The following is a 24,841-nucleotide window of genomic DNA, read 5'->3' as shown; positions in this document are numbered from 1 at the left end:
TGTGGTCACCCCGCGAAATCGGGAAGAGCCAAACAATAAACTGGATGACAGTCGCTAGTACGGTCAATAAGAAGATTTTTATTAAACAGACTGTCCAAAATAGTATCGGTATTCCGGTTACCCGTTAGGGCCATTGCCATCGACCCTGTAAAACAAGTAAAAACCGCTGTTTTAGTCAGAAACTGCAAGGTGGTATCATCCATCTCTTCTAAAATTTCCGACATCAAAAAATTGAAAATATCCTGTTGTTCCAGTAAAGCAGGCAACTCTTCCGATATTTTGGTTTGTTTGTTTTGCTCTGAGAGCAAGACGAGCGCAGCAGCCCAACCAGCTGCTTTCAATTGTAAAAGTGAGGCGATTTGTACGTCGATGCCGGGGTTTAGCCAATTGATAAAAGCAGTACTTTCGCTCTCGGTAAAACGCAGGGAATCACTACCCACATCCAGTAAATCCTTATTCAAAGATAAGCGGCTGAATAAGCTCTTGGGCCGATTACGACTCAGACAAATGATCTGCAATCCTTCCGGTAGCTCATGCAAAGCAATCTGCAACACCTGAAAAAAATCCGGCTCGTTTTCAATTTCCTGACAATTATCAAAAACAAGGGCGGTTTCTTTATCCAGAACGCTAAATAATTGACGAAAAAACACGCCGGCAAAGGCTTTGATATCATTTGCATATTCAGCAGTAAACTCCGGTAATTTAAACCTTTTTTCCGGGTAGTTACGCTGTGCGGACAAAGACAGGAAATAAAACAGGTCGGCACTGGCGTTATTGCCGTTATCCATGCGATACCATAAAAACCTGGCTTTTTGTTGTTGTAGCCAACTGCCTACCAGAACGGTTTTGCCGGACCCTGCTGGACCGTTTACCCAGACCAAGGGCTGATGTGTGTTTTCTGTCAGCAAGTCAAACAGCCGTTGCCGTTTAAATACAGAAGGATAAAGCGGTGGTATGATTTTGCCTGGGAAACGTACTTTAGGCATCATTCTTGTTCACTCTATGTTTTTTTTGCAATCGGTAACCTATTTGTAATCTTACCTCTGTTATGCTCGTTTCAGAAGGCTTAAGTGGTAAAAGGTTAAATAAGATGGGCGATTACTACAGACCGAACTGAAAGCACGTGCCAACAGCTTGTGGGCTCTTAACGTTTCCTGATTATCCACAAGCTTCAGTTATCTTTAAGAAATGCGTATAAATTTAATGTAGAGGAATAGGTGCCATGTATATCCCTTATTCCCTTGGCTCCATAGCGGCCTACAAAGAATGTTAGCTATAGGTTGAAGGTTATAGTAATCAAGTAATGTTTTGTATCCCACATTAGGTTGGTCGGCCAATGTCAGTCGGTTAAAAGGAGGGAATAATGATAAAAAGACATTCTAATTCGCCATCATCAGGTAGCACGTTCAGCCGTTTGTTTGATAGTGCACAAACAAGCCCAAATGCCAGCGAAAAAAAAGTTTTTTTCAAACATCTTAATGAAGCATCGCATACCACCCGCGCATCATCAGGCATAAGCAGGCTCTTTATGGAGTCGGACATTTGCACTCAAACGCCCGGTAAAATGCTGGTCTTTGATCGTCAAAAAAAAATCCACACGGTAGCACTAAAACCAGACACAGAACTCATTTTAGGCCGCCATGCTCTGGCCGATGTGCTATTGGACAGCTATCATGTCAGTGACTTTCATGCCAAAGTAATTTGTGCCGAAGACCGTATTTATATAGAGGACTTAGGCAGTAAAAAAGGGACGATTTTGCAGGGACAACGTTTACCGGCTCATAAAGCCACTGAACTAGCGCATAGTTTAGTGGCAATGGTTGCGGGGTTTGAGCTTAGATTTGAATTTAATTCCTCCCCGAAACTCACCTCGGTTCGTACCTTAACACCATCCGAAAGACAGGATGAGCCTGTCGCAGATATCTATGCAGCACAATTGCTTAAAAATCACGAGCAGATTAAACCCTGGCCAGCTACTATCAGCGAACTAACTGTTGTCGGTATCATCGATGAAAATCATGACACCAAAACTCTGCGTCTTGCCTCTGCCAAGCCAGTACTATTCCATTTTCAGCCGGGTCAGTTTATCAATCTTACCCTAACGATTAACGGTAATTTGGTAAAGCGCAGCTACAGTATCGCGTCCAGTCCTTCCCAGCCTCATGTCATGGAAATGACTGTTAAACGCGTTCCCGACGGATTGGTTTCGAACTGGCTCATTGATCAAGTAAAAACAGGTGATATCTTAAATGTTAAAGGTCCGTACGGAAAATTCAGTTGTTTTAATTACCCAGCACCGAAAATCCTGTTGCTTGCGGCCGGCAGCGGTATAGTGCCAATTATGTCAATACTGCGTTGGATAACGGATATCGGCATTGATATTGACATAAAATTGTTACTGTCTTTCAGAACACCAGCTGACATTATTTACCGCAAAGAATTGGAATTAATTGCTGCACACTACCCCAATGTCGTAATCAGAATTACGATAACCTCCGACACCATCACACGTAAGCAATGGCCGGGCGATTTTGGCCGTATTAAGAAGACATTACTCAGCAATTTTGTACCTGATGTTATCGAACGAGAAGTGTTTCTATGCGGCCCTGATGCTTTTATGGAAAAAGTCAAAAAAATGCTGGCTCGTCTAAAACTGCCCAAAAACCGACTACATTGTGAAAGTTTTTCCACTATTTCACCGGCAATTTACGAGATTAAGCGCGCAGACGCTGCTTTTTTACTACAAAACCGCAGTGGACAATATCAGGTAACGTTTATCAAATCCGGTCTGGAAGCGGTTACCGATGGCGCAGAAAGCTTGTTAGAGCTTGCGTCCATTTATAGCATACAGATAGATAATGAATGTCTGAACGGTAGCTGCGGCGAATGTATGGTCAAGTGCCTTTTAGGTAGTATTACCGAACTTGAGCAGTCTGAAATTTCCGAACACGATAAACAGGCAGGCTGGGTCTATAGTTGCTGTGCTTATCCCAAATCCAATGTTGTCCTTGATATTTAATTAGCTTGTAAGGGAGCGCGCTATGTTTTCGTTATTCAAATCCAAGAAAAAAACACAACCCACATCGGCTCGTGTGACCATATTACCGGGTTCGGAAGGTGAACATCAGCTGCAAAAACAGTTTTCCACGCGCGAGCGGGCACTTAAATTTTACGATCGGCAGGTGTTGGATTATCTGTCACCGGTGATGCGAGAGTTTATTGGACGACAGGAAAATATGTTTATCGCAACAGCTGATAAACACGGTGAATGTGATTGCTCCGCTCGCTTTGGCAATCCAGGCTTTGTTCGCGTATTGAATAACAATTATCTGATTTACCCGGAATACCGCGGTAATGGCGTTATGGCCAGTATGGGTAATATCCTTGAAAACCCACGCATCGGCATGATTTTTGTGGATTTTTTTGAAAGCACTGTTGGCTTGCACGTTAACGGTAAAGCCAGAATTATTGAACATGAAAAATTACTGGATTACGGCTCCGAGCTGCCTCGCGACGTAATTGATGAAATACACATCGAAGGCAAACGGCGTCCCGAGCGCTGGATAATGGTTGAAGTGGAAGAAGCGTACATTCATTGTTCAAAACGTATTCCACTCATGAAAAAACTGGATAAAAAAATCGACTGGGGTACGGATAGCGCCATTGCCAAGCGCAGTGATTTTTTTGATCTGGAAAATATCTCCTTATATGACCGAATCGGTGGCGATGCCGCGATAGATGTAGTGCTGGACAAATTCTATCGAAAAATTCTGATGAATGACCGCATCAAACATTTTTTTGATGATATCAATATAACTGTGCAACTGGGTGAGCAAAAGAATTTTCTGAAAATGGTATTTGGCGGCTTTCCTGAAGGACAATATTCGACAGCAGAGTTATGGGCTTCATATCAGCGCCTCGTCGCTAACGGATTAAATGACAAGCACTTTGACTGCGTAATGACGCACCTTAAAGATACCTTACAAGAACTGGAAGTTCCAGAAAACGAAATTCAAACCATGATGAAAATGCTGGAAACAACGCGCGATGACTTTTTAAAGCGTTAATATCCAAAGTTTTCTAATTAACGAAGACCCATAACCGCAGTTATATAGAGTGTAATGGTCAAGTTTTTTTGGTAAGTATTCTTTTGCTCAGATCCTTAGGTTGCGTTACGTTAGTTTTAATGAGTGTCGAATTCATCGACCTGGAAAAAATAATGAAAAAACTAATTTTTCAACTCAGCCTATATTGATGCTGGTTGGCTGTGCGCAGCAAAACGCCTTTAACACGCCTTTACTTAACGATTCTTCTGATTTGGATTGCGTCCAGCAAAAAATGGTGGCACCTCCTTATAAACCTGATAAGGCGTTTGTTGCTTCAAGCTGGAATGGCGGCGCTAGTGGTTGTGCCACACTCGAAATCTCGGGAATGGAAGCGCTCCTGATCGAAGGAATCATAAGTGTGTAGGTAAAGTAAACCTGTCCGTATTTGACCGAGCGCCACAACCGTTCGAGGAAGACATTATCCCGCCAAGCGTCTCGTACGGCCATTCTTAAACTGGCAACCTGCAGCATCGACAAAAGACTTGGCGGTGAATGGGCTGTCTTGGTCGATAAATCCTATAAACTTAGGTAATTCATGGTCTTTTCCATACGAAACTTCCACTTCTAAGTCGCGTTATATAGTTGTGCGGGTTTACTGTATGGCTTAGCTATTGCACGGAACTGCGATACCGCGCTGCACAGCAGGTCTTTGTTTAAGTTGCTGTAGCCAGCGTGTTAAATGAACATATTCAGTTAATGTTTTTTCTTGGGAGATAACGGCGGGTAGGGCAGTAATATCAGCAATGCTGTAACTTGATCCTGCTAAAAATTCCTGTTCAGCAAGTTGCTGATCAAAAAAATAGTATAGCTCATGAATACGTTGACTTAGTTGTTTTGCTGCTTGGGGTTGTCGAGAATGGATAAGTCGCTGCAAATAAAAGGCACTGAATAGCGTTGAGCCTAAATCAATAGCATGAAAATTCATCCATTCATACACCCTGGCTCTTTCCTGTAGGGACTTTGGCAACAAGAGCTGCGTTTTTTCCGCTAAATAGTGCAGGATCGCAGTGGATTGAGTGAGCACGAATGCATTGCCTGATTCTGTATCGTGGTCCACCAGTACTGGAATTCTAGCGCTGGGGTTCAGGCTTAAAAAACTGTCTTTTCGCTGTTCGCCTTTGCTCAAATCAATTTGGTGCACGGTATAAGCCAGGCCGATTTCTTCCAGCATAATCGAAACACGTTGACCATTAAAGGTGCTCGCAGTGTATAGATCTATCATAACTATTATCCTCGTTATTGAAAATTACAAACCAACCAGTCTGTTTTTGAAAAACAATAGCACAGACCAACTAGTCTGTCTATAATGGTGCTATAGAAATTTACGGAAAAACATTATGAACACAGAACGCAAGCCGGAAAATGCGCGTGTAAAAATTATCAATGCGGCTTTTCAGGAAATGCACAAGCATGGCTATCAAGGCATGCGTGTTGATCAGGTATTAAAGGAAGCCGGTTTAAAAAAAGGCGCTATGTATCATTATTTCCCTAGTAAAAAAGAACTCGCTTATGCGGTGCTGGAAGAATACATAATGAAAAAGGGGGCAAAATTATGGATAGAGCCGTTAGCTCATTTTTCTGATCCGTTAAAAGGATTACATACCTTATTTATCGAGGGTGAAAACGCGTGGGATGATAAATTATTTACTCTGGGCTGCCCACTCAATAATCTGGCGCAAGAAATGTCGCCGATAGACGAGGGCTTTAGAGAACGCATTGTTAAAATTTTTCAATTTTGGAAAGAAGCCATATCGGAAGCTTTAAAAAAGGGTCAAAAAGCAGGAATTGTTGATAAGTCTATTAATACCGATGACAGTGCATTGTTTATTTTGATGAGCATAGAAGGCGCATGGGGATTGACTAAAAGCCATCAAAATAAAGAAGTGTATTACAGTTGTGGTCGGGAGCTGGAGCGTTACTTGAATACCTTAAAGGTTAAACTATAGAGTATTGTTTATGAGTGATACTACACAAATTTTACGGCGTTACGAACTGATTTTAACCTCGGCAGGTGAGGGTATCTACGGTTTAGATGTAGAAGGCCGGGCAACATTTGTTAACCCGGCTGCGCTGGCAATGACCGGTTGGGTAAAAGAAGAGGTATTGGGCGAGTTGATTCATGTACAGCATCATCATAGCCGAGCCAATGGTGAGCATTATCCAAGGCATGAATGCCCGATTTATGCCGCTTTACAAGACGGTGAAGTGCACCATATTACTGACGAAGTATTCTGGCATAAAGACGGCACCTGTTTTCCCGTGCATTACACCAGTACCCCGATTTGGGAGCATGGAGAAATTATCGGTGCAGTGGTGGTTTTTCAGGATGTCAGTGGTATTAAACAAGCGGAAGCAGAGCTGGCCTTATTACAGCGTCGCAGTGCTCTGGTACTGGCTGCCGCTGGAGAAGGGATTTGTGGTTTTGATTGTCAAGGCAATGTGACGTTTAGTAACCCTGTCGCTACGAAAATGTTAGCCTGGCCACTAAAGTCTGGGCAAGCACAAACTATTCATGACCTTTTTGGACGTGATCAACCTAATTCCGAAGAATACTGTCCTATCCATAATATTATGGCAGGTAAGGCTTTGTTTAAAGCCAGTGATAAAGTATTCTGGCGCGCGGATGGTACTCATTTTCCTGCTGACTTTATTTGTACGCCTATTATTGATGATGGCGTAGTGCAAGGAATCGTCATGGTATTCAGCGATATTAGCCAGCGTAAACTTAATGAACAAAAGCTGAATCAGGCCTTAATTGAAATCAAACAGTTAAAAAATCGCTTACAGGCTGAGAATACCTATCTGCAAGAGCAAATAAATTACAATCATCAATTTACCGATATACTCGGTCAAAGTGACAGCCTGAAAACAGCATTACATCAGGTAGAACAAGTTGCACCCACTGAAACAACGGTTTTAATTCTAGGGGAAACGGGGACGGGAAAAGAATTATTTGCACGGGCTTTACATGATCTGAGTCACAGAAATCAGCGTCCTTTAGTTAAAGTCAATTGTGCGGCACTCCCTGCAAATTTGATAGAAAGTGAATTATTTGGCCATGAAAAAGGCAGTTTTACAGGCGCAACGGCAAGGCGAACAGGACGTTTTGAACTGGCGCATGAAGGCACGATCTTTTTAGATGAAATCGGTGAAATTCCGTTAGAGCTTCAGGCAAAATTATTACGAGTCTTGCAAGAAGGGGAAATCGAACGTTTAGGCGATTCTAAAACACTTAAGATTAATGTGCGCGTGATTGCAGCGACGCACAGAGATTTAAAGAAAATGGTGGCTGAAGGCACGTTTCGTGAAGATCTTTATTATCGACTAAGCGTATTTCCGTTAAGCATTCCCGCTTTACGTGAGCGTAAAAAGGATATTAGCTTATTAGCACACGCCTTTGTAACGAAATACGCACAAAAAATGAGCAAGCAAGTTAATCATATTCCGCAAACGGTTATGGATAATTTACTCAGCTATAGCTGGCCGGGCAATGTGCGTGAGCTGGAAAATGTCATTGAGCGGGCGGTGATTTTATCACCTGAACCGTTTTTACAAATCCACGAATTACAAAGCCCTGAGCAATCTGGTTTAGACACAGAGCAGACTTTATTATCGCTAGCGAATATGGAAAAAGCACATATTATTAAAGTGCTGGAAAGCGTGCAATGGAAAATTTCAGGTGAAAATGCCGCTGCTGCGATCTTAGAAATGCACCCTAATACCTTGCGTTCGCGTATGAATAAATTGGGGATTAGGCGGGCGACAACGGCTTTTTAAATAATTTAGGATGTGCTAAGGCACGAGGAGAAGCGCATCAGTTCTGTTTAAGCGACGCGCTTCCATCCTATGTGTCGTATATGAGTAATTCTGGTCATAATAATAAAGTGCGTACCTGAATATCGGATTCAGTTTGCATAGCTTGCGCTAATAATCAAAATGCAAGCAATCAAACACGCGACAGTACGAACGTGGTTCCAGTGTGTCGAGCGAACAAGATACATGCGCCATTCATTAGTCGCACTATCAGCATCTGGATCGATTTGCGCGAGGGCATTGTTGAGAGGTACGTTGGCAGCAGCAGTCACACCAAAACAACCTGCTAGATACACAATACCGCCCATAAGGTAAAAAACCGAATCCGGCTCTGACCATTGCCAAACAGCATAAACACCAAGCCCCAATGAAGCCAGTGGAATTCCGAAGAATAAAAATGAGAACGACCAGCAAAATAGGTCAATGTTAATACGTTGCATCGCTTTAATACCTTCAGCGGGCGCAATATTGCCGAGTGCCGTCATAACGAATGATGAGAACGCAAAAATACCCCTGCCATAACAGCTGCGGCAAAGGCGATACTAAATCTTATTAAATCTAGCATCAAACACCTCCTAACCAGAGATAGCAACAGACTGTCCAATGTAACCAGATTCTTCACGGGCGGCAAGCGCAAGAAATTTGGCAACAGACTTGCGCGCGACTTTCATCAACCGCGTCTGACCTTTTGCTGACAGAAAAGGAAATACGCCTGAATCTTCGTCAGTTAAATGCACCGGCTGGGCTATAGTCCAGTCAAGACCGCTGTTACGCACCTCTTTTTCCTGTGCCTCAGTATCATCAATTTGCGGTTTAAGTATCAGGTCGAAAAATAATTGATCGACAAAGCCAAGCAAACCACGTGTCTCACCTACGCCAAATGAACTTTGTACAATAAGCCGCTGCACGCCATGTTTCCGCATTGCGGTGATGACATTGCGCGTCCCCATTGAGCGAACATCGTTAGTAGTGCGGGCGCTGCCAAAAAATCGTACGCGCAACGGGTTTTCATTGATACCCAAGGTGACGATAATAACCTGTTGCCCTTGTATAGCTCGATCAAGTTCAACGGAATCGGTGACATTGCCATTAATGGTAACCAGTAGGCCTGAGGTATCTACGAGTTGATTTGCACTGCGCGAATAGGCAGTTACACGATGACCTTCGCTCAAAAGTTTTTCCACGGTCGCACGCCCAGAGCCACCCGTCGCTCCAACCACAAGTATATTAAGTGATTTATGACTATTACTACCTTGCTGATATTCGTTGATGTTTACTTGAGTTTTCATAACTATGCCCTCTATTAGGTTTACACGGTGTCAATTGACACTGTGTAAACAATAAGATAAGCTTTACACTATGTCAAGTAAAAATTTAGAAACAAGATTACGAATTCTGGAAGTCACATTACAGATGCTCGAAGAAAATCGCGGGCAGGGTGTGCGTATGGCAGATATAGCCAAGTGTGCCAATGTCTCTCGTCAAGCTATTTATCTGCATTTTGCATCGCGTGCTGAGCTTTTAAACGCAACGACGAAATTTCTGGATGAAAGATTGGATCTGGATCGTCGCCTTGCCCCATCCCGTGCTGCAAGCTCGGGTCAGGATCGCCTGGCGCTTTACGTGGAATTTTGGGGGAACTACATCCCTGAAATCTATGGCGTCGCCAAAGCCTTGCTCCTGGTGTTGGACTCAGATGACGCTGCGGCAGCGGCATGGCAAGAGCGCATGGCAGCCATGCGGCATGGTTGCCGAGCAGCTATTGATATGTTGCATTCTGAGCACAGGCTTGCTTCAGAATGGACACCAGAGAGTGCCACGGATGTTCTATGTACGATGCTCTCAGTAGCGAACTGGGAGAATTTCACCTCAGTATGCGGTTGGTCAAATCAGCAATATGTTGAAAGGATGAAAGCGATTGCAGAAAGAAGTCTGTTGAAGAATGAAAGCGCACCTTAACAGGCTTGTAATACATTAGCAGGTTTAAGCGTATAGCTAATTTTCTAGGTTACTAAATATCGTTACATAACGATATTTAGTAATAAATACTATAAGAACAAAGTCATGTTTTTTCTGATATTTTGAAACTTCTCATTATCCACGGGAAAATATTAAAAAGTTGCTTTACAATATATTCTATGAACTCGCCTAAACCTGAATTACCAGAGATAAACAAAGAAGATCGCACACCGCTAGTCGATGTGTTATTGGAAATGCTTGCCTGGCAACAAAAGCAGATTGATGAGTTAGCACAAGAGATACTCAAGCTTAAAGGCGAAACCACAAAGCCTAAAATCAAACCGAGTACAATGGATAAGGAGGGTGCCCCAGGAAGTGATGACTCCTCATCAAAAAGGAAAAAAGGCCCAAGGCGCAGTAAAAAAGGCAACCTCAAAATAGATGAAACCCAAATTATTCAGCCGGATGAAATCCCGGAGGGTTCACGCTTTAAAGGGTATCAGGATCGTGTTATTCAGGATATTACCTTTCAAACTCATAACATTCGTTATCGTTTAGCAGAATATATAACGCCAGAGGGTCTTACGATTTTAGGTCAGCTTCCTGAAGACATTCAGGGAGGTAGTTTTGGTAAAAGCCTTATTGCCTTTATTCTCTATCAATACCATCACCAACATGTCACACAGCCATTACTACTGGAACAAATTCGTGATTTAGGCGTCGATATTTCGAGCGGTAAGCTCAGTTATATACTAACAGAAGATCTGGACGATTTTCATGCCGAAAAAGATGAATTACTGAAGACGGGATTATCCGTTTCTAAATATATTCATACAGATGATACTGGCGCACGGCATAAAGGGCAAAATGGCTATTGCACACATATTGGCAATGATTTTTTTGCCTGGTTCAGTAGTACAGAAAGTAAAAGCAGAATCAATTTTTTAAACTGTCTATCACAAGGCAAAACAACGCTTTATACATTGAACACAGGTGCCATTGAATACATGGCACAAAATAAGCTGTCTGTTGTAATATTGGCGACACTGGAAAATATCAGTGTCTGCATTAACACGGCACCTGACGGGTGCGAATGGCTGGATCAGCAAGGCATCGTTAAACCTCGGCACAGAAAAATAGTCACGGAAGGTGCTTTGATGGGAGGGCTGCTAGACCAAGGCATTTCCTCTGACTTTTTCAATTATCAGTGATGATGCAGGGCAGTTTAACGTCTTTGATCATGCCTTGTGCTGGATCCATGCCGAACGAGTAATTAATCGCCTGATTCCTTTAAATGACAGCCATACCAAGGCAGTAGATGACGCACGCGACCAGCTTTGGTCGATTTACCATGACCTGAAAGCTTATAAACTTAATCCTGTTACCGAACAGGCGAGCAGTATCAGGCAGCGCTTTCAAATCCTATGCAGTACCAAAACCTGTTACGAAACGCTTAACCAGGCCCTCGGGCGAATGGGGAAAAATCAACATGAACTCCTCCGTGTACTCGACAAACCCTACCTCCCACTTCATAACAATTTAAGCGAACGGGATATAAGGGATTACGTCAAGAAACGAAAAATCAGCGGGAGTACACGAAGTGATGCAGGGCGGAAAGCCCGTGATACTTTTGCCAGTCTCAAGAAGACCTGCCGAAAGCACGGCATGTCATTTTGGGGTTATTTAAAAGTCGCTTACTGAAGTTAGAAGGGATTCCTCCGTTATCGGAAGTCATTCGTGCGGCCGCTGCCAGTGGATAATGAGAAGTTACGATATTTTTTTGTATCTATATGATTTAAAAGTCATTAAGATATTTTACCCATTTTGGCACAGATCCTGCCATAGTTAGGTTGTTACTTAACCTACCAGGATTAATATTATGTCAGAGTTTACGACACACACCTTAGCAACGTCTCCTCAAGACTTACGATTTTTCTTGCGTAATGCTGAGCAAAAATTAGGCTGTATTTCTAAGCTATTTGCTGTCAGGGCAGTGTTTCCCACCATATTAGAAGCTTATCAATACCTAAGCGTATTCATTGAACAGTTCAGCTTCACCACAAGCGAAAAACAATTTGTGCTGCTAAGTATTAGTCGGCAGCATCATTGTAAATTGGCAGCACACGGTACTCTAGCTAAAAGGCAAAAAGAGGTATTAGTATGAATGCAGAATCTGAAATCCGAGTGCCAGTGCCGCCTTTTACCTTAGCCACTGCCACTGAAAAAGTACAACTGGCTGAAAATGGCTGGAACAGTAAAGATCCGGAAAAAGTCGCCAGTGCTTATACGTTAGATTCTGAGTGGCGAAATCGCGCGGAAATATTTTCCGGACGCGACAAAATCATCGAATTTTTAACGCGTAAATGGCAGAAAGAACTGGATTATAAATTAAAAAAACAACTGTGGTGTTTTACTGATAACCGTATTGCGGTCACTTTTCGCTACGAATGGCATGACGATTCAGGGCAGTGGTATCGGTCTTACGGTAATGAACTATGGGAGTTCGCTGCAGACGGTTTAATGCAACGGCGTATTGCCAGTATTAATGACCAGCCGATCAAGGTATCTGAACGTGAATTTAAAGGAGATAAACAATGAGTACTGTCACCGTATTGACCAGTGCAACCTGTAGCTATTGTGTTGCCGCTAAAAGTTTATTGCTCAAACATCGTGTTGATTATCAGGAAGTTGATTTAGTCAAAGGGGGAGAGCAAGCACAAACATTATTAGCACAAAGTGGTCAAAGAACCGTGCCGCAAATATTTATTGATGAAAAACCTATAGGAGGTTTTACCGAATTGGTACAGCTATTGAACAATAAAGAATTTGATATAAATCAATTACCCATACTTTAATTTTACATTTAACCCTTATTACAGGAACTATCATGTCTACTATAAAATTATACCGCCATCCTTTATCTGGCCATTGTCATCGCGTTGAACTTTTACTCTCGATTTTAGGATTAGATGCCGAGTTAATCGATGTTGATTTAATGCAAGGTGCGCAGAAACAAGTGGAGTTTTTAAAGAAAAATGCGTTTGGTCAAGTGCCTGTTTTAGAAGATGGCAATGTGACGCTTGCCGACTCTAATGCTATTTTGGTGTATCTCGCTAGTCAGTATGATCAAGAGCATAGCTGGCTACCTATTGAACCGGCTAAAGCGGCAGAAGTGCAGCGCTTTTTATCGGTTGCAGCTGGCCCTGTGGCTAATGGTCCGGCAACAGCACGTTTGATTAATTTATTTGGTGCTCAATTGGATCATCTAAAAGCCATTGAAACGGCTAATAATCTGTTTGATGTCTTAGATGCTCATTTAGCGAAGCAGGATTGGCTGGTAGGGGATGTGCCAACCATCGCCGATTTAGCCAATTATGCCTATATTGCCCATGCACCTGAAGGGGATGTATCGCTGAAAGATTACCCTAATATTAAATTATGGCTAAAACGTATTGAACATTATCCTGGGTTTGTTCCTATGCAAGCCTCTAAAGTGGGTTTAGCGGCATAATACAACTTCTTACTCTGGTGCAGACTGAGGTACGGAGCATTGCTTTTGACAGATGCTCCGTACCTCAGCAGATCCTATATGACTTCGTAAAAGGAGGATGATCATGACTGTTCATGTTGCAAATGAAACTGTATCACCTTTTCATCAAGGTGAGCAGCAGGTGCAACAACGCCTGGGTGTGCGTGATAAAATGGAGCGTTTTGGTCGACAAGTGATTCGTAATTATATGCCTGAGCAACACCGGGATTTCTATGCTCAATTACCGTTTATTTTTGTCGCTCATGCCGATCACGAAGGCTGGCCGTGGGCGTCTGTTTTGTTTAATCAGGCAGGGTTTATTCGAGCAATAGATGATAAGCATTTACAGCTTAATGCCATGCCTGTCGCAGGTGATTCATTAAATGATGCGCTGACTATTGGTGATCGATGGGGCTTGTTAGGAATAGAGTTAAGCACACGGCGCAGGAATCGTTTGGCAGCTCATATTAATAAAGTATCAAATGAAGGTATAGAATTAAGCATAGATCAGGCCTTTGGGAATTGTCCGCAATACATTCAGCAGCGAGAGCTTTATTTAGTTGATCCCGCATTGATGCCAGATGAAGAGCTTATTCAATTAACAGCATTTGATCAGCAAGCACTGGAGCTTATCGGTACGAGTGACACCTTTTTTGTTGCCAGTTATGTCGCAAATGGCAGTGGTGCTGTCAGTGAAGGTGCAGATGTCTCACATCGCGGCGGTAAACCCGGATTTATTCGTATTGATGATGATAAAACCTTAACGGTCCCTGATTATACGGGCAATTTTCATTTTAACACCTTGGGTAATTTTGTCGAAAATCCGCGCGCAGGCCTGTTATTTATCGATTTTAGCAAGGGTCATATATTAACCTTAACAGGTAAGGTTGAAATTTTGTGGAACTCTCCTGATACAGCGTTTTTTGCAGGGGCTGAAAGGCTATGGACGTTTACCCTGGATCATGGGCGCTGGCTGAAAAATGGTTTGCCACTACGCTGGGACTTGCAAGATTACTCTCCTAACACCCGTTTAACGGGAAGTTGGTCTGAGGCGGCAGCGGCTAAACAATCAGAGCGTTTAAAAAATACCTGGCAGCCTTATCAAGTGGTTGATATTGTGCAGGAAAGTAGCTTGATTAGCTCTTTTTATTTGCAAGCTCCGGAAGATCAAAAACCGAGTTTTGAAGCGGGACAGTTTTTAACATTGAAAGCTCATATTGAGGGCAAGGCGCACATTAGAACTTACACTGTTTCCAGCGCACCCAAAGATGATTTTCTGCGTATCAGTATTAAACAAGAGTTAGCTCAAACTGATCAGCCGGCTGGGGTATTTTCAAACTTTATGCATGAGCAAATCAAGCGGGGGGATATGCTTCAGGTAAAGCCGCCAACCGGTGCTTTTAAGTTTGCCATTCCACCAGAAAGAAGCGTTTTATTAATTTCAGCGGGCGTAGGCATTACGCCGATGATTGCGATGGCAAGACATGCTTTACAAGAGGGTTTCAGAACACGATCCATGCCAAATATACTGATGCTTTGCTGTGTGCGTAATAATGAGCAGCGTGCTTTTTATACTGAATTAAAGGCAATTGCAGAACAGTCTTCGGGGCATATTCGTGTTGTTTGGATTTTAAGTCAGCCTGAAGAGCATTTAAGCCCAGGGGCTGACTATGATTATAAAGGGCGACTTTCCAAACACTTATTACAAGGCGTGTTGGTAGATAATGATTGCGATGCCTATCTATGTGGGCCGAATGATTTTATGCAAAGCCAATACAATAGCTTGCGTGAATTGGGTGTAGAAAATAAACATATTTTTGCCGAAGCCTTTGGACCTGCTGCATTATTACGTGATGAAGGCATAGTAACCACTGTACCTGTAGAGGAAGAAGCGCTTATTCATTTCACTGAATCCAGGTTAGAGCAGGCATGGTCAAAAGGCGATGGCACTTTATTGGAATTTGCCGAAGCCCATGGATTAACCCCTGAATATGGGTGCCGTAGCGGTCAGTGTGGTTTGTGTAAAGTAACATTAAGTAAAGGGCAGGTAGGTTATCAGCAGGAGGTCACGGTCGATTTAGCCGCAGATGAAATCTTGTTGTGCTGTGCTATGCCTGCCGCAGGCACAACAGAGCCCGTTCAATTAGATATTCAATTATAAGGAGCTTTGAGATTATGGAAAGTAAGCAACAATTAGGGGCAACATCTCAAATCGATTATTCGATAATGATTTAGCTAAATTGGGCAATAATCCTTACTATAAAATCAGAGATTTTCATCCCAATAGGGATTTTCACCAAAGCGCACCACTAAAAAATCAATCAACATGCGGGTTCTTTGCGATAAATAGCGTGTTTGCGGGTAAACTACATAAGCATTGAGTAGTGGCGTAGTGTATTGCGATAAGATCGGTAGCAGTTCACCTTTAGCAATGGCCTGCCATAAGATAAATGTCGGAATCATAACAATGCCATGGCCTGCAATTGCCATATCCTTTAAAAATTCTCCGTTATTAGCAATGATTTTGGCTTTAACATTAATTGAGTACTGTTTGTCTTGCGTGTCTTTCAGTTGCCAGGTGGAAGAGCTGGATAAACTATAATAAAGCAGGGCATGTTGCTTTAGATCATCGGCAGTTTTTGGTGTGTTGTGTTTTTTTAAATAAGCGGGGCTCGCGCAGATCAGGGTTTTGATGGGGGATATTTTTCTGGCTATCAAACTTGAATCCTTTAAGTCTGCAATGCGCACCGCTAAATCTATGCCTTCTTCGATTAAATTTATGTGCTGATCTGAAAAATTGATATTAATGCTAAGTTTTGGATGAAGTTTTATAAAATCATCAATTGCGGGCGCTAAATGCGCTAGTCCAAATGATAAAGGCACCGCTAAATTTATTGTACCTTCCAGGGCTGAATTAGACTCGTTCGTTAAGACATTAAGTTCAGCAACATCATCAATTATTTTTCTGGATCGCTGATAAAATCCCTTGCCGGCTTCAGTTAGGCTGGATATGCGCGTGGTTCGATTTATTAAGCGTACCCCCAGGCGAGATTCCAGATCGACCAGTCTACGACTAACCGCTGATTTAGCTATGCCGAGTTGTTCGGCGGCTTTGCTAATGCTGCCTGCATCGACCACTCGGATAAAAACCTGCATATCTTCGAATTGTCCCACTGATAGTTCTCCTAATGTGAATAATGATTTGCAATTATTGGTATTTATTCTTTTTAAGTCAACACGTAAACTTGATTCAGCTTTTCAGGAATGACTTAACCATAATCTACGTTAGGAGAAATAAAATGAATTCTTTACAGGTATTTTCAGCACCTTTAGGCCGTACTTTATTGACACTTATTTTCTTTATCTCAGGACTCAATAAGGTCTTTTCTTATGCCGGTACGCAAAGCTATATGGAAGCATTTAATGTCTCAGGCAGTTTATTGCCTTTAGTTATTGTTATTGAGGTGTTAGCAGGTTTAGCTGTCATTGTTGGCTATAAAACTAGATTAGCAGCATTTATATTAGCGGCTTTTTGTCTTGTCTCAGCGTTTATCTTTCATGCTAATTTTGCCGATCAAATGCAATCGATACTGTTTATGAAAAATCTCGGTTTAGCCGGTGGATTGTTGCTGTTAGTGAGCAATGGAGCGGGCGCTTATGCTTTGGATAATAGACTTAAAAGTGAATCAATGTAAAAGTAGAAGTTTAATAAATTAATCATTAAGGAAATTATATGAAAATCTTAGCCTTTGCCGCCAGTAATAGTAAACAGTCCCTTAACAAGGAATTAGCCCGATATGCTGCGGGATTACTGGATGATGCTTCTGTTGAAGTATTGGATTTAAATGACTATGAACTGCCATTATTCAGTGTTGATAGAGAAGCACAAATCGGCCAACCTGAGCCTGCCAAAGCATTTTTAGCAAAAATTGCTGAGAGTGATGCATTGATTATTTCATTTGCTGAGCATAACGGTACTTACTCTGCTGCTTATAAAAATTTATTTGACTGGTGTTCGCGTATCAATAAAAAAGTATATCAACAAAAGGATATGATTTTATTAGCAACTTCGCCGGGTCCTGGCGGTGCGGCTCGCGTATTAGAAATAGCAAAAACGTCAGCACCGCATTTTGATGGTGTCGTTAAAGCGAGTCTATCCATGCCAAATTTTCATGACAATTTTGATGTGGAATCAGGGCGCATAAAAAACAATGAAATTAAAGAGCAGTTAATTCATGCAGTGCAAGCTTTGCTAGCCTAAGCGCCGAGTACAAAGCTTGTTTAAGACTATTCAAAGGTGATTATCATGAGTACTAATATTCGAGAATTACAAACCTTAACGTCAGGTATCGCTACCAGCGATGGTGATGGTGTAAAAATGACGCGCATTATCGGCTCGCCAGAGCTGAATATGCTGGATCCTTTTTTATTATTTGATGCCTTTGAATCGGAGCAGGCGAATGATTATATTGGCGGGTTTCCTGATCACCCACATCGTGGCTTTGAAACTGTCACCTATTTATTAGCAGGGCGGATGCGCCATAAAGACAGCGCAGGCCATGAAGGGGTGATCGAAACAGGAGGGGTGCAATGGATGACTGCAGGCAAGGGCATTATTCATTCTGAAATGCCGGAACAAGAAGATGGGTTATTGCAGGGTTTTCAACTATGGATCAATCTACCGGCTAAACAAAAAATGCAAGCCCCTGCTTATCAAGAATTTACTGCTGCTCAAATTGCCGTAGAGCGATTAGCCAATGGCACTGAAATACGTGTGATTGCAGGCACTACAAATCAGGGCACTACAGGACCAGTGATTAATCATTGGGTTAACCCTCTTTATATGGATGTAACTTTACCTGAAAATCAGCTATTTGAGCAAACCGTCAACAGAGAAGATAATGTTTTTATTTATATTATTGATGGTGAATTAACGGTAGGTGAATCCATGCGTGCAATCAGCCGTCGAAAAATGGGTGTGTTACGGGAAGGTGAGCAGGTAAGAGCTAAAGCAAATAAAACCACGCGATTTCTATTATTGGCCGCACAGCCATTAAATGAACCGGTAGCACGCGGTGGCCCGTTTGTGATGAATACCAAAGCTGAAGTATTACAAGCCTTTGATGATTTTAAAAACAATACTTTTTTGTGAGTTTACAAGAGCAAATCAATTGAAAGCAAGTGGCAAGAATTGGATATTAGGCAGAATAAACCCAGGTGGGTTTCTACGTGCAGATTAAAGTGCCCCGGATTTCGTGCTCAACTGCGGTTTCCAGGATTATTTGATTATCAAGAAAAAGGCGACTCAGCACAAGTCGCCTTTTTTGTGTTTACAGGCTTTCAGAAACCGTGCAAAAAAAGGTTTTTAAATATTCTGTTTCAGGTATTGCGGGGTGAACCGGGTGATCAGGTGATTGGCCTCCGGTTGCGACAAAGCTTAGATTTCTATCAATATGGCGGGATGAAGAACGCAAAATCTCGTGTAAATTAGCTTTGCTCAAATGGTAAGAGCAAGAAGCAGAGACTAAAATACCGTCTTTTTCCAAAACTTGCAGGGCTAGGTGGTTGAGCCTGCGATACGCTTCATAACCTGATTTAAAATCCTTCTTACGTTTGATTAAAGCAGGCGGGTCCAATATAACAATATCAAAACGCTTTTTGTCCAGCCTAGCCTGTTTTAGATAGTCAAAGACATCACTTTGAATAAACTGCATAGTGTCGCTCACTTGATTTAAGTGTGCATTTTGTTCTGCTAAAGCGATTGCGCTGGCTGACGCATCGACACATGTTACCTGCCGCGCATGGTTTAATGCAGCAGGTATTCCCCAGCCTCCGGCATAGGAAAATAAATCCAGGACAGTCCTGTCTTTAGCTAATTTGGCTAATTCAGCACGGCTGCTACGGTGATCATAAAACCAGCCGGTTTTCTGGCCTTCTAAAATATCAATTTTGAACTGAGCGTTATTTTCTTCAATAATTAACTGCTCGGGTAATTTTCCGTAAGCACAGATGGATTCGGTTGATAAGCCTTCTAATTCTCTTTGCGGGTTGTCATTTTTAAGCAAAATGGCACTTGGTTTTAGTAATTCTACTAAAACGTCTAAAAGAGGTTCTTTTTGACGTTCTATGCCTGCAGTTGTTATTTGTACCGATAAAACATCAGCAAAGCGATCGATAACCAGGCCGGGCAAGCCATCACTTTCGCCAAAAATAAGCCGGTAATATGGCTTGCTATAAAAGCGTTCGCGTAAAGCCAGAGCTCGGGCGATACGAGTTGTAAACATTTTTGAACCTAACTTCGCCGCTGGTTTTCTGGATAATAATCGGGCGCAAACAAGCGTGCCTGGATTTATATAGGCGCTACCCATGATCTGACCATCACTGGCGACAACTTGAACTGTGTCGCCAGGGTTAAATTGATTCAAAGGGCTGCGTTCGGTGTCAACTTCATTACTGAACACCCACAGGTGCCCTTTGCGTAAGCGTTTATCTTCGTTTTTCTTGAGAAATAGTTCTGGGTGAGCCATAGGGGTGTTTTTTATGCAATAAGGATATTAATAAAATATTATAACCAACTAAACAATGCAGGTTGGAATTAGTTTCAGAAGTGCGGTGGGCTTTAGCCTTATACATAACGACTAAAATGCAGGACAAAGGTTACGGCCTTTATTTTAATTCTATACTATAGCCGCCAATTTCCTGATCAGGTACGGTAATAAAGAAATCAATATTAGCATTCGCTGAGCTTTCAATGATCTCTGGCGTATTTTCATTGCTTAAATATTCCTCGGGGGTGAATATTCTTCGTGCGAATAGGCCGCCGTGTAAGTTATGCAAAGAGACTAGGATATCTGGCAAACGCTGAGCAAAATCAGCATGGTTAATAAAGCTAATTTGTACCTGGTAGTTACCGGGACTAACGAGTTTTAATTTACTACCTATGGTGCTAAATTCGGCCAAATTACGATAAACAGGCAGGGGGTAATTGAGTTTTGTGCTAAAAATATTTATCCAGGGCCTTATTTGTGGGTTTTGACTCAGAGAGTAGCCTTTAAAGTAATAAACTTGAAAAGCTAATAAAAAAAGTCCCAAAATAACCCCGGCTAGCCATCGTTGCGAATGATACGCAGGCTTTTTTTGTTGCCAGGAATATGTCTCAATAACGGGATCGTCTATCGCTTCAGGTTCTTCAATGGCTTGTGAACGAGCTTTAATTAATGTTGAAATTTCTGGTATTTGTACTTCCGATACGAGCGCTTCCTGCTTTTGAGATTGAGACGCTTGGCTGTTGAGTATTGTACGTGCATTAAATTGTAGTTTACATGCGCTACAAGTAACGTTGTTGCGTTTTTTTTTAAGCTGTTTAAGGCTAATTTGTTGAGAATGGTTACAATTTGGGCAAAGAATGTTGTACATCAGTTTATATTTTTAAGCCATCCAGGCGGCACCAATCATCCTGGATAGTAGCGGTATTCATATTGAATTTCTCCTGATAGCAAGTGCTAACAGAATCAGCCTGTTCTTTGAGTATGCCAGATAAAACCAGCTGTCCTTGAGTTTGCACTAAACTACCAATATTCTCAGATAGTTCAATTAGTGGCTTAGCTAGAATATTTGCTAATACTAAATCAGCTTCAAAATGAGTGAATTCTTCGGGTAAGTAAGTTTTTATTTTTGATGCGACCTGATTTTTCTGTGCATTATCCTGTGTCGCAGTAAGCGCCTGTGGATCTATATCAATTGCGTGTGCTTCTTTAGCGCCGAGTAATACAGCAGCAACTGCAAGAATGCCAGAACCACAACCAAAATCGATGACCGTTTTTCCTGTAACATCGTGATTTGCCAGCCACTCTAAACAGAGTGCAGTTGTTGGATGAGTGCCCGAGCCAAAGGCGAGACCTGGGTCCAGTATCAAACTTACAGTGCCAGGCTTAGACTGCTCCTGGCCTGAAGGGTATATCCATAGGCGTTCGCCAAATTGTATAGGCTGGAAGTGCTCCATCCATGCGCGTTCCCAGATTTGATCTTGCAAGATTTCTGCATACCAGTCGTGCATGATATTTTCTGGAAACTGCTGGAAAAGCAGAGTCTTGATAATTTCAGGAGACGCATCAAGTTCAAATAGAGCGATGGTTTGTGTTTGCTCCCAAATCTTGGTTTCGCCTATACCAGGTTCATAAACAGGTTTGGCTGCGGCGCTCATAAATGTCACTGAAACAGCGCCTAGTTCGCTAAGAAAATTGGAAATATCAGCAGCTGAGGTGTCGTTGCTCACCACGGAAATTTGATGCCAGGCCATAATAAAAGGATTGGGGTTAGATGGGAGGTGGGTTTTAACCTATACGGTGCGTTGATTAGTGTAGGCTAAAAACTGATCTGTTGATTCAAATTAATTGCTGAGCTTAGTGCAGTGTTGAGTTAGGTTTTTATTGCTGCGCAAAAAAGCCTAACCCAACCTGCCTGCCGAAATAGTTCAAAAAGCAAACTAAGATCCGCACTATATCGTGTTAACTCATACCTAGTTTCTTTTCTAAATAATGGATATTCTGACTGCCAAGCGCAAAAGCACTGTCCGCCATGATGTCTATTTGCAAGGGAATATTGGTTTTAATGCCATCTATGACCATTTCACTTAACGCTGTTTTCATGCGTGCAATAGCGCTGTTTCTATCTTCTCCATGCGCAATCAATTTACCTATCATCGAATCATAAAACGGGGGTACTTTATAGCCGTTATAGATATGAGTCTCACAGCGAATTCCCGGGCCGCCCGGCATATGGAAAACATCAATGGTACCCGGGCAAGGCATAAAGGTTGCCGGGTCTTCAGCATTTAAGCGGCACTCAATCGCATGACCTCGTATAACGACATCATCCTGAGTATAAGAAAGGGGCTCTCCGGCAGCAATGCGTATTTGCTCTTTGACTATATCAATACCCGTAACCATTTCTGTTACAGGGTGCTCAACCTGTATACGGGTATTCATTTCAATAAAGAAAAACTCACCTTTTTCGTATAAAAATTCAAAGGTTCCCGCACCTAAATAGCCCATATCCACACAGGCTTGCGCACAGCGTTCGCCAATAAACTTTCGTTGTTCCTCGGTAATACCAGGTGCTGGCGCTTCTTCAACTACTTTTTGATGGCGACGTTGCATAGAGCAATCGCGCTCACCTAAATGGATTGCATTGCCATGTGCATCAGAAAGAACCTGAATTTCAATATGACGCGGGTCTTCAAGGAATTTTTCCATGTAGACCGTGGCATTGCCAAAAAATTGACCGGCTTCTGATTTGGTTAAGGCGATTGAGCTGATTAATGCACCTTCGGTATGCACTGTACGCATACCACGGCCACCACCACCGCCAGCTGCTTTAATGATAATCGGATAGCCAATTTCCTGTGCCATCTTCAAATTGGTTGCATTATCATCACCTAATGGTTCGCCATTGCCTGGTACGCAGGGGATTCCAGACGCGATCATCGCTTTTTTTGCCTGGATTTTATCGCCCATGATACGAATGGTTTCCGCTTCAGGGCCGACAAAGATAAAACCGCTTTGTTTGACTTTTTCAGAAAATTCAGCACTTTCTGCTAAAAATCCATAACCGGGGTGAATCGCTTCTGCATCTGTTACTTCTGCTGCGCTAATAATGGCAGGGATATTCAGATAACTATCTATAGAGGCAGCGGGGCCAATACAAATAGCTTCATCAGCCAGGCGAACATGTTTTAAATCACGATCCGGACTGGAATAAACAGCCACGGTTTTAATATCTAACTCGCGACAGGCGCGTAAAATACGCAGAGCAATTTCACCACGATTAGCAATAACAAGTTTATCGAACATATTTTTTTCCTCGTTATTATTCTATGATGAATAGTGCTTGATCATATTCGACCGCTTGTGCATCTTCGATTAATATTTGCTTGATAACGCCACTCTTATCCGACTCAATTTGGTTAAGAATTTTCATTGCTTCAATAATGCAAAGTGTATCGCCTGCTTTAACGGACTTGCCTAATTCTACAAAAGGTGCCGAGCCTGGAGACGCTGAACGATAGAATGTACCTACCATGGGTGATTTAACGACATGACCTGAGGGTTCAACCGTTGCAGATTCAGCTATCGCCGGAGCTGCTGCAGCAGCTACTGAAGCAGGTGGGGCAGTTGCATATGCAACAGGTGCGGAACGTGATGAGTAACGATTAATACGCACAGACTCTTCGCCTTCCGTAATTTCAATTTCAGCGATGTCAGATTCTTCAATAATTTCGATCAGTTTTTTAATTTTTCTAATATCCACGATTTATTTTCTCTCGAGTAGTATCTGATGGGCAGCCTGTAAGGCTAGTTCGTATCCAGTTGCACCAAGTCCACAAATAACGCCCTCTGCAATATCAGAGAAATAGGAGTGTTTGCGAAACGACTCGCGCGCGTGAACATTGGACAGATGGACTTCTATAAAAGGAATTTTTGTTGCTAATAAAGCATCGCGAATTGCGACGCTGGTATGGGTAAATGCAGCAGGATTAATTATAATAAAATCAACTTGCTCAGCAAAAGCCTGGTGAATAAGTTCAACAATCTCGTGTTCTGCATTGTTTTGATAAAAATTTAAACTATGGCCAGATTGAGTAGCGAGTGTTTCAGTACTTTTTTGAATGTCAGCCAGAGTTTTATTGCCATAATGACCTGGCTCCCGAACACCAAGCAAGTTGAGATTAGGGCCATTAAGAATTGTGATTTTTGCCATTCTGTTACGCTGTGTTTTTATTATTTTACGTAAGAAAGTGTTAATTTTCCCTAATTTGAATGGTTTTGTCCAGATATATGTTTTTTAGCAACAGTTCGCGACAAAACTCGCTGTTTTTTTACTACTTAACTGTGTAATGAGGTTACTGGTTCGCACTTAATAATGGCTCAATCAGCTCTCGTAAGCGTTGCTTGGATAGCTCGCCAGGGTGATGAAAAATAACTTGTTTCTGCTGGTTTACTATAGCGGTAAAGGGAATGGCGTTTACAGTATTACCTAGTTTTTGAGATAGCCCCCCCCCGTCTGACTCGGCAATCAGGACAGGATAATTTATATCAGTAAAGCTTAAGTAGTCTTCAACTAAACCGGGTTCATCAATTGCTATGCCAATAAATTGAACATTCTGGCTCGAATATTCTGCTTGTAGCTGAATAAGTTCAGGAATTTCTTTCAGGCAAGGAGGACACCAGGTAGCCCAGAAATTAATAATTAAAATTTTTCCATGCCACTCTGAAATAGAGTGAATAGTGCCAGCAAGATCGGGCAGGGAAAACTCAGCCAATGCAAAAGCTTGCTGAGTCTGGGAAGGTTTCTGGCTAGTATGCCAGGCAAACAATGAGCTAACCAGCAAGAGGACAAAAAATATTAAAGCAATAAATTGTTTAGGCATGTGTAT

Annotated in this window: 28 protein-coding genes; 16 read left to right on the top strand and 12 right to left on the bottom strand. The window is 42.2% G+C overall.

The genetic code is table 11. The features are described 5' to 3' along the window. Positions 1 to 5: 5 nt before the first annotated feature. Entirely contained in the window at positions 6 to 989 is a 984-nt protein-coding gene (locus AU255_RS13915; protein WP_080523541.1) for a P-loop domain-containing protein, read from the bottom strand. Between the two features lie 374 nt (positions 990 to 1,363). On the opposite strand from AU255_RS13915, the gene AU255_RS13910 reads away from it, so the two are divergent. The 3 genes from AU255_RS13910 (at position 1,364) to AU255_RS13900 (ending at position 4,470) form a co-directional block, all read left to right on the top strand. Further along, complete coding sequence (locus tag AU255_RS13910; RefSeq protein WP_080523540.1) at positions 1,364 to 3,019, top strand: FAD-binding oxidoreductase; 1,656 nt, start codon at positions 1,364 to 1,366, stop codon at positions 3,017 to 3,019. A 22-nt stretch (positions 3,020 to 3,041) separates the two neighbouring features. Next, positions 3,042 to 4,067: a pyridoxamine 5'-phosphate oxidase family protein gene (locus tag AU255_RS13905; RefSeq protein WP_080523539.1), complete on the top strand. Its 1,026-nt coding sequence runs from the start codon at positions 3,042 to 3,044 to the stop codon at positions 4,065 to 4,067. Positions 4,068 to 4,167: 100 nt separating this feature from the next. Then, complete coding sequence (locus AU255_RS13900) at positions 4,168 to 4,470, top strand: hypothetical protein (RefSeq protein WP_143735973.1); 303 nt, start codon at positions 4,168 to 4,170, stop codon at positions 4,468 to 4,470. A 240-nt stretch (positions 4,471 to 4,710) separates the two neighbouring features. Here the strand turns inward: AU255_RS13900 and AU255_RS13895 are convergent, their stop codons facing one another. Next, positions 4,711 to 5,328 (bottom strand): glutathione S-transferase family protein, encoded by a 618-nt coding sequence (locus AU255_RS13895; protein ID WP_080523537.1) that lies wholly within the window; start codon positions 5,326 to 5,328, stop codon positions 4,711 to 4,713. A 115-nt stretch (positions 5,329 to 5,443) separates the two neighbouring features. Between AU255_RS13895 and AU255_RS13890 the strand changes: the two genes are divergently transcribed. Together AU255_RS13890 and AU255_RS21130 are read left to right on the top strand one after the other, a co-directional pair. After that, entirely contained in the window at positions 5,444 to 6,052 is a 609-nt protein-coding gene (locus AU255_RS13890; RefSeq protein WP_080523536.1) for a TetR/AcrR family transcriptional regulator, read from the top strand. A 10-nt stretch (positions 6,053 to 6,062) separates the two neighbouring features. After that, a complete protein-coding gene (locus AU255_RS21130; RefSeq protein ID WP_080523535.1) occupies positions 6,063 to 7,883 on the top strand; it encodes a sigma 54-interacting transcriptional regulator in 1,821 nt (606 codons plus the stop codon). Positions 7,884 to 8,011: 128 nt separating this feature from the next. Here AU255_RS21130 and AU255_RS13880 read toward each other — a convergent pair whose 3' ends face one another. After that, the gene (locus tag AU255_RS13880; protein ID WP_080523534.1) at positions 8,012 to 8,404 is read right to left on the bottom strand and encodes an anthrone oxygenase family protein; all 393 of its coding nucleotides are present in this window, start codon (positions 8,402 to 8,404) and stop codon (positions 8,012 to 8,014) included. Between the two features lie 90 nt (positions 8,405 to 8,494). Then, positions 8,495 to 9,208: an NAD(P)-dependent oxidoreductase gene (locus AU255_RS13875; protein WP_080523533.1), complete on the bottom strand. Its 714-nt coding sequence runs from the start codon at positions 9,206 to 9,208 to the stop codon at positions 8,495 to 8,497. A gap of 70 nt (positions 9,209 to 9,278) precedes the next feature. Between AU255_RS13875 and AU255_RS13870 the strand changes: the two genes are divergently transcribed. The 8 genes from AU255_RS13870 to AU255_RS13840 all read left to right on the top strand — a co-directional run bounded on the left by AU255_RS13870 (position 9,279) and on the right by AU255_RS13840 (position 15,568). Then, positions 9,279 to 9,878, top strand: coding sequence for a TetR/AcrR family transcriptional regulator (locus AU255_RS13870; RefSeq protein ID WP_080523532.1), 600 nt, complete (start codon positions 9,279 to 9,281; stop codon positions 9,876 to 9,878). A gap of 179 nt (positions 9,879 to 10,057) precedes the next feature. Continuing rightward, positions 10,058 to 11,089: a transposase gene (locus AU255_RS20445; protein ID WP_198942535.1), complete on the top strand. Its 1,032-nt coding sequence runs from the start codon at positions 10,058 to 10,060 to the stop codon at positions 11,087 to 11,089. A 34-nt stretch (positions 11,090 to 11,123) separates the two neighbouring features. Next, on the top strand, positions 11,124 to 11,579 hold the full coding sequence (locus AU255_RS20440) for an IS66 family transposase (protein ID WP_198942642.1): 456 nt from the start codon (positions 11,124 to 11,126) through the stop codon (positions 11,577 to 11,579). Positions 11,580 to 11,757: 178 nt separating this feature from the next. Further along, positions 11,758 to 12,042 carry a hypothetical protein gene (locus tag AU255_RS13860; protein ID WP_080523531.1) on the top strand — a complete coding sequence of 95 codons (285 nt, stop codon included), beginning with the start codon at positions 11,758 to 11,760 and terminating at the stop codon, positions 12,040 to 12,042. After that, positions 12,039 to 12,476, top strand: coding sequence for a nuclear transport factor 2 family protein (locus AU255_RS13855; RefSeq protein WP_080523530.1), 438 nt, complete (start codon positions 12,039 to 12,041; stop codon positions 12,474 to 12,476). Before AU255_RS13860 ends, AU255_RS13855 begins: the two co-directional genes overlap by 4 nt. Continuing rightward, a complete protein-coding gene (locus tag AU255_RS13850; RefSeq protein WP_080523529.1) occupies positions 12,473 to 12,733 on the top strand; it encodes a glutaredoxin family protein in 261 nt (86 codons plus the stop codon). The genes AU255_RS13855 and AU255_RS13850 overlap by 4 nt, the downstream gene beginning before the upstream one ends. A gap of 32 nt (positions 12,734 to 12,765) precedes the next feature. Then, entirely contained in the window at positions 12,766 to 13,389 is a 624-nt protein-coding gene (locus tag AU255_RS13845) for a glutathione S-transferase family protein (protein WP_080523528.1), read from the top strand. A 103-nt stretch (positions 13,390 to 13,492) separates the two neighbouring features. Further along, positions 13,493 to 15,568, top strand: coding sequence for an FAD-binding oxidoreductase (locus AU255_RS13840; RefSeq protein ID WP_080523527.1), 2,076 nt, complete (start codon positions 13,493 to 13,495; stop codon positions 15,566 to 15,568). 104 nt (positions 15,569 to 15,672) lie between these two features. Here the strand turns inward: AU255_RS13840 and AU255_RS13835 are convergent, their stop codons facing one another. After that, on the bottom strand, positions 15,673 to 16,581 hold the full coding sequence (locus AU255_RS13835; protein ID WP_080523526.1) for a LysR family transcriptional regulator: 909 nt from the start codon (positions 16,579 to 16,581) through the stop codon (positions 15,673 to 15,675). Between the two features lie 125 nt (positions 16,582 to 16,706). On the opposite strand from AU255_RS13835, the gene AU255_RS13830 reads away from it, so the two are divergent. The 3 genes from AU255_RS13830 to AU255_RS13820 are packed head-to-tail and all read left to right on the top strand — an operon-like array spanning position 16,707 to position 18,559. Continuing rightward, the gene (locus AU255_RS13830; protein WP_080523525.1) at positions 16,707 to 17,102 is read left to right on the top strand and encodes a DoxX family protein; all 396 of its coding nucleotides are present in this window, start codon (positions 16,707 to 16,709) and stop codon (positions 17,100 to 17,102) included. Positions 17,103 to 17,140: 38 nt separating this feature from the next. Next, positions 17,141 to 17,668 (top strand): NADPH-dependent FMN reductase, encoded by a 528-nt coding sequence (locus AU255_RS13825; RefSeq protein ID WP_080523524.1) that lies wholly within the window; start codon positions 17,141 to 17,143, stop codon positions 17,666 to 17,668. A gap of 45 nt (positions 17,669 to 17,713) precedes the next feature. After that, positions 17,714 to 18,559: a pirin family protein gene (locus AU255_RS13820; protein ID WP_080523523.1), complete on the top strand. Its 846-nt coding sequence runs from the start codon at positions 17,714 to 17,716 to the stop codon at positions 18,557 to 18,559. Positions 18,560 to 18,737: 178 nt separating this feature from the next. On the opposite strand, the gene AU255_RS13815 is transcribed toward AU255_RS13820, so the two are convergent. The 7 genes from AU255_RS13815 to AU255_RS13785 form a co-directional block, all read right to left on the bottom strand. Further along, entirely contained in the window at positions 18,738 to 19,934 is a 1,197-nt protein-coding gene (locus tag AU255_RS13815; protein ID WP_080523522.1) for a class I SAM-dependent rRNA methyltransferase, read from the bottom strand. A 139-nt stretch (positions 19,935 to 20,073) separates the two neighbouring features. Next, positions 20,074 to 20,823: a DUF3426 domain-containing protein gene (locus AU255_RS13810; RefSeq protein WP_080523521.1), complete on the bottom strand. Its 750-nt coding sequence runs from the start codon at positions 20,821 to 20,823 to the stop codon at positions 20,074 to 20,076. Between the two features lie 4 nt (positions 20,824 to 20,827). Then, a complete protein-coding gene (prmA, locus tag AU255_RS13805) occupies positions 20,828 to 21,706 on the bottom strand; it encodes a 50S ribosomal protein L11 methyltransferase (RefSeq protein ID WP_080523520.1) in 879 nt (292 codons plus the stop codon). Positions 21,707 to 21,914: 208 nt separating this feature from the next. Further along, positions 21,915 to 23,258 carry an acetyl-CoA carboxylase biotin carboxylase subunit gene (accC, locus tag AU255_RS13800; protein ID WP_080523519.1) on the bottom strand — a complete coding sequence of 448 codons (1,344 nt, stop codon included), beginning with the start codon at positions 23,256 to 23,258 and terminating at the stop codon, positions 21,915 to 21,917. A 16-nt stretch (positions 23,259 to 23,274) separates the two neighbouring features. Then, complete coding sequence (accB, locus tag AU255_RS13795) at positions 23,275 to 23,715, bottom strand: acetyl-CoA carboxylase biotin carboxyl carrier protein (RefSeq protein WP_080523518.1); 441 nt, start codon at positions 23,713 to 23,715, stop codon at positions 23,275 to 23,277. 3 nt (positions 23,716 to 23,718) lie between these two features. Beyond that, positions 23,719 to 24,165 carry a type II 3-dehydroquinate dehydratase gene (aroQ, locus tag AU255_RS13790; protein ID WP_080523517.1) on the bottom strand — a complete coding sequence of 149 codons (447 nt, stop codon included), beginning with the start codon at positions 24,163 to 24,165 and terminating at the stop codon, positions 23,719 to 23,721. Between the two features lie 142 nt (positions 24,166 to 24,307). Then, entirely contained in the window at positions 24,308 to 24,835 is a 528-nt protein-coding gene (locus tag AU255_RS13785) for a TlpA family protein disulfide reductase (RefSeq protein ID WP_080523516.1), read from the bottom strand. Positions 24,836 to 24,841: the final 6 nt, after the last annotated feature.

The sequence above is a fragment of the Methyloprofundus sedimenti genome (genome assembly GCF_002072955.1).
Taxonomy (GTDB): domain Bacteria; phylum Pseudomonadota; class Gammaproteobacteria; order Methylococcales; family Methylomonadaceae; genus Methyloprofundus; species Methyloprofundus sedimenti.
This window is presented reverse-complemented; position numbering and strand designations above follow the sequence as displayed.

Excerpts from the sequence above, each read along its gene's own strand:
- AU255_RS13905 (WP_080523539.1), top strand. The coding sequence starts at position 3,042 with ATGTTTTCGTTATTCAAATCCAAGAAAAAAACACAACCCACATCGGCT.
- accC (WP_080523519.1), bottom strand. The coding sequence starts at position 23,258 with ATGTTCGATAAACTTGTTATTGCTAATCGTGGTGAAATTGCTCTGCGT.
- AU255_RS13815 (WP_080523522.1), bottom strand. The coding sequence starts at position 19,934 with ATGGCTCACCCAGAACTATTTCTCAAGAAAAACGAAGATAAACGCTTA.
- AU255_RS20445 (WP_198942535.1), top strand. The coding sequence starts at position 10,058 with ATGAACTCGCCTAAACCTGAATTACCAGAGATAAACAAAGAAGATCGC.
- AU255_RS13850 (WP_080523529.1), top strand. The coding sequence starts at position 12,473 with ATGAGTACTGTCACCGTATTGACCAGTGCAACCTGTAGCTATTGTGTT.
- AU255_RS13870 (WP_080523532.1), top strand. The coding sequence starts at position 9,279 with ATGTCAAGTAAAAATTTAGAAACAAGATTACGAATTCTGGAAGTCACA.
- AU255_RS13845 (WP_080523528.1), top strand. The coding sequence starts at position 12,766 with ATGTCTACTATAAAATTATACCGCCATCCTTTATCTGGCCATTGTCAT.
- AU255_RS13855 (WP_080523530.1), top strand. The coding sequence starts at position 12,039 with ATGAATGCAGAATCTGAAATCCGAGTGCCAGTGCCGCCTTTTACCTTA.
- AU255_RS13825 (WP_080523524.1), top strand. The coding sequence starts at position 17,141 with ATGAAAATCTTAGCCTTTGCCGCCAGTAATAGTAAACAGTCCCTTAAC.
- AU255_RS13880 (WP_080523534.1), bottom strand. The coding sequence starts at position 8,404 with ATGACGGCACTCGGCAATATTGCGCCCGCTGAAGGTATTAAAGCGATG.
- AU255_RS13785 (WP_080523516.1), bottom strand. The coding sequence starts at position 24,835 with ATGCCTAAACAATTTATTGCTTTAATATTTTTTGTCCTCTTGCTGGTT.
- AU255_RS13820 (WP_080523523.1), top strand. The coding sequence starts at position 17,714 with ATGAGTACTAATATTCGAGAATTACAAACCTTAACGTCAGGTATCGCT.
- AU255_RS13890 (WP_080523536.1), top strand. The coding sequence starts at position 5,444 with ATGAACACAGAACGCAAGCCGGAAAATGCGCGTGTAAAAATTATCAAT.
- AU255_RS13860 (WP_080523531.1), top strand. The coding sequence starts at position 11,758 with ATGTCAGAGTTTACGACACACACCTTAGCAACGTCTCCTCAAGACTTA.
- prmA (WP_080523520.1), bottom strand. The coding sequence starts at position 21,706 with ATGGCCTGGCATCAAATTTCCGTGGTGAGCAACGACACCTCAGCTGCT.
- AU255_RS13915 (WP_080523541.1), bottom strand. The coding sequence starts at position 989 with ATGATGCCTAAAGTACGTTTCCCAGGCAAAATCATACCACCGCTTTAT.
- AU255_RS13830 (WP_080523525.1), top strand. The coding sequence starts at position 16,707 with ATGAATTCTTTACAGGTATTTTCAGCACCTTTAGGCCGTACTTTATTG.
- AU255_RS21130 (WP_080523535.1), top strand. The coding sequence starts at position 6,063 with ATGAGTGATACTACACAAATTTTACGGCGTTACGAACTGATTTTAACC.
- AU255_RS13810 (WP_080523521.1), bottom strand. The coding sequence starts at position 20,823 with ATGTACAACATTCTTTGCCCAAATTGTAACCATTCTCAACAAATTAGC.
- AU255_RS13875 (WP_080523533.1), bottom strand. The coding sequence starts at position 9,208 with ATGAAAACTCAAGTAAACATCAACGAATATCAGCAAGGTAGTAATAGT.
- AU255_RS13840 (WP_080523527.1), top strand. The coding sequence starts at position 13,493 with ATGACTGTTCATGTTGCAAATGAAACTGTATCACCTTTTCATCAAGGT.
- AU255_RS13910 (WP_080523540.1), top strand. The coding sequence starts at position 1,364 with ATGATAAAAAGACATTCTAATTCGCCATCATCAGGTAGCACGTTCAGC.
- AU255_RS13895 (WP_080523537.1), bottom strand. The coding sequence starts at position 5,328 with ATGATAGATCTATACACTGCGAGCACCTTTAATGGTCAACGTGTTTCG.
- aroQ (WP_080523517.1), bottom strand. The coding sequence starts at position 24,165 with ATGGCAAAAATCACAATTCTTAATGGCCCTAATCTCAACTTGCTTGGT.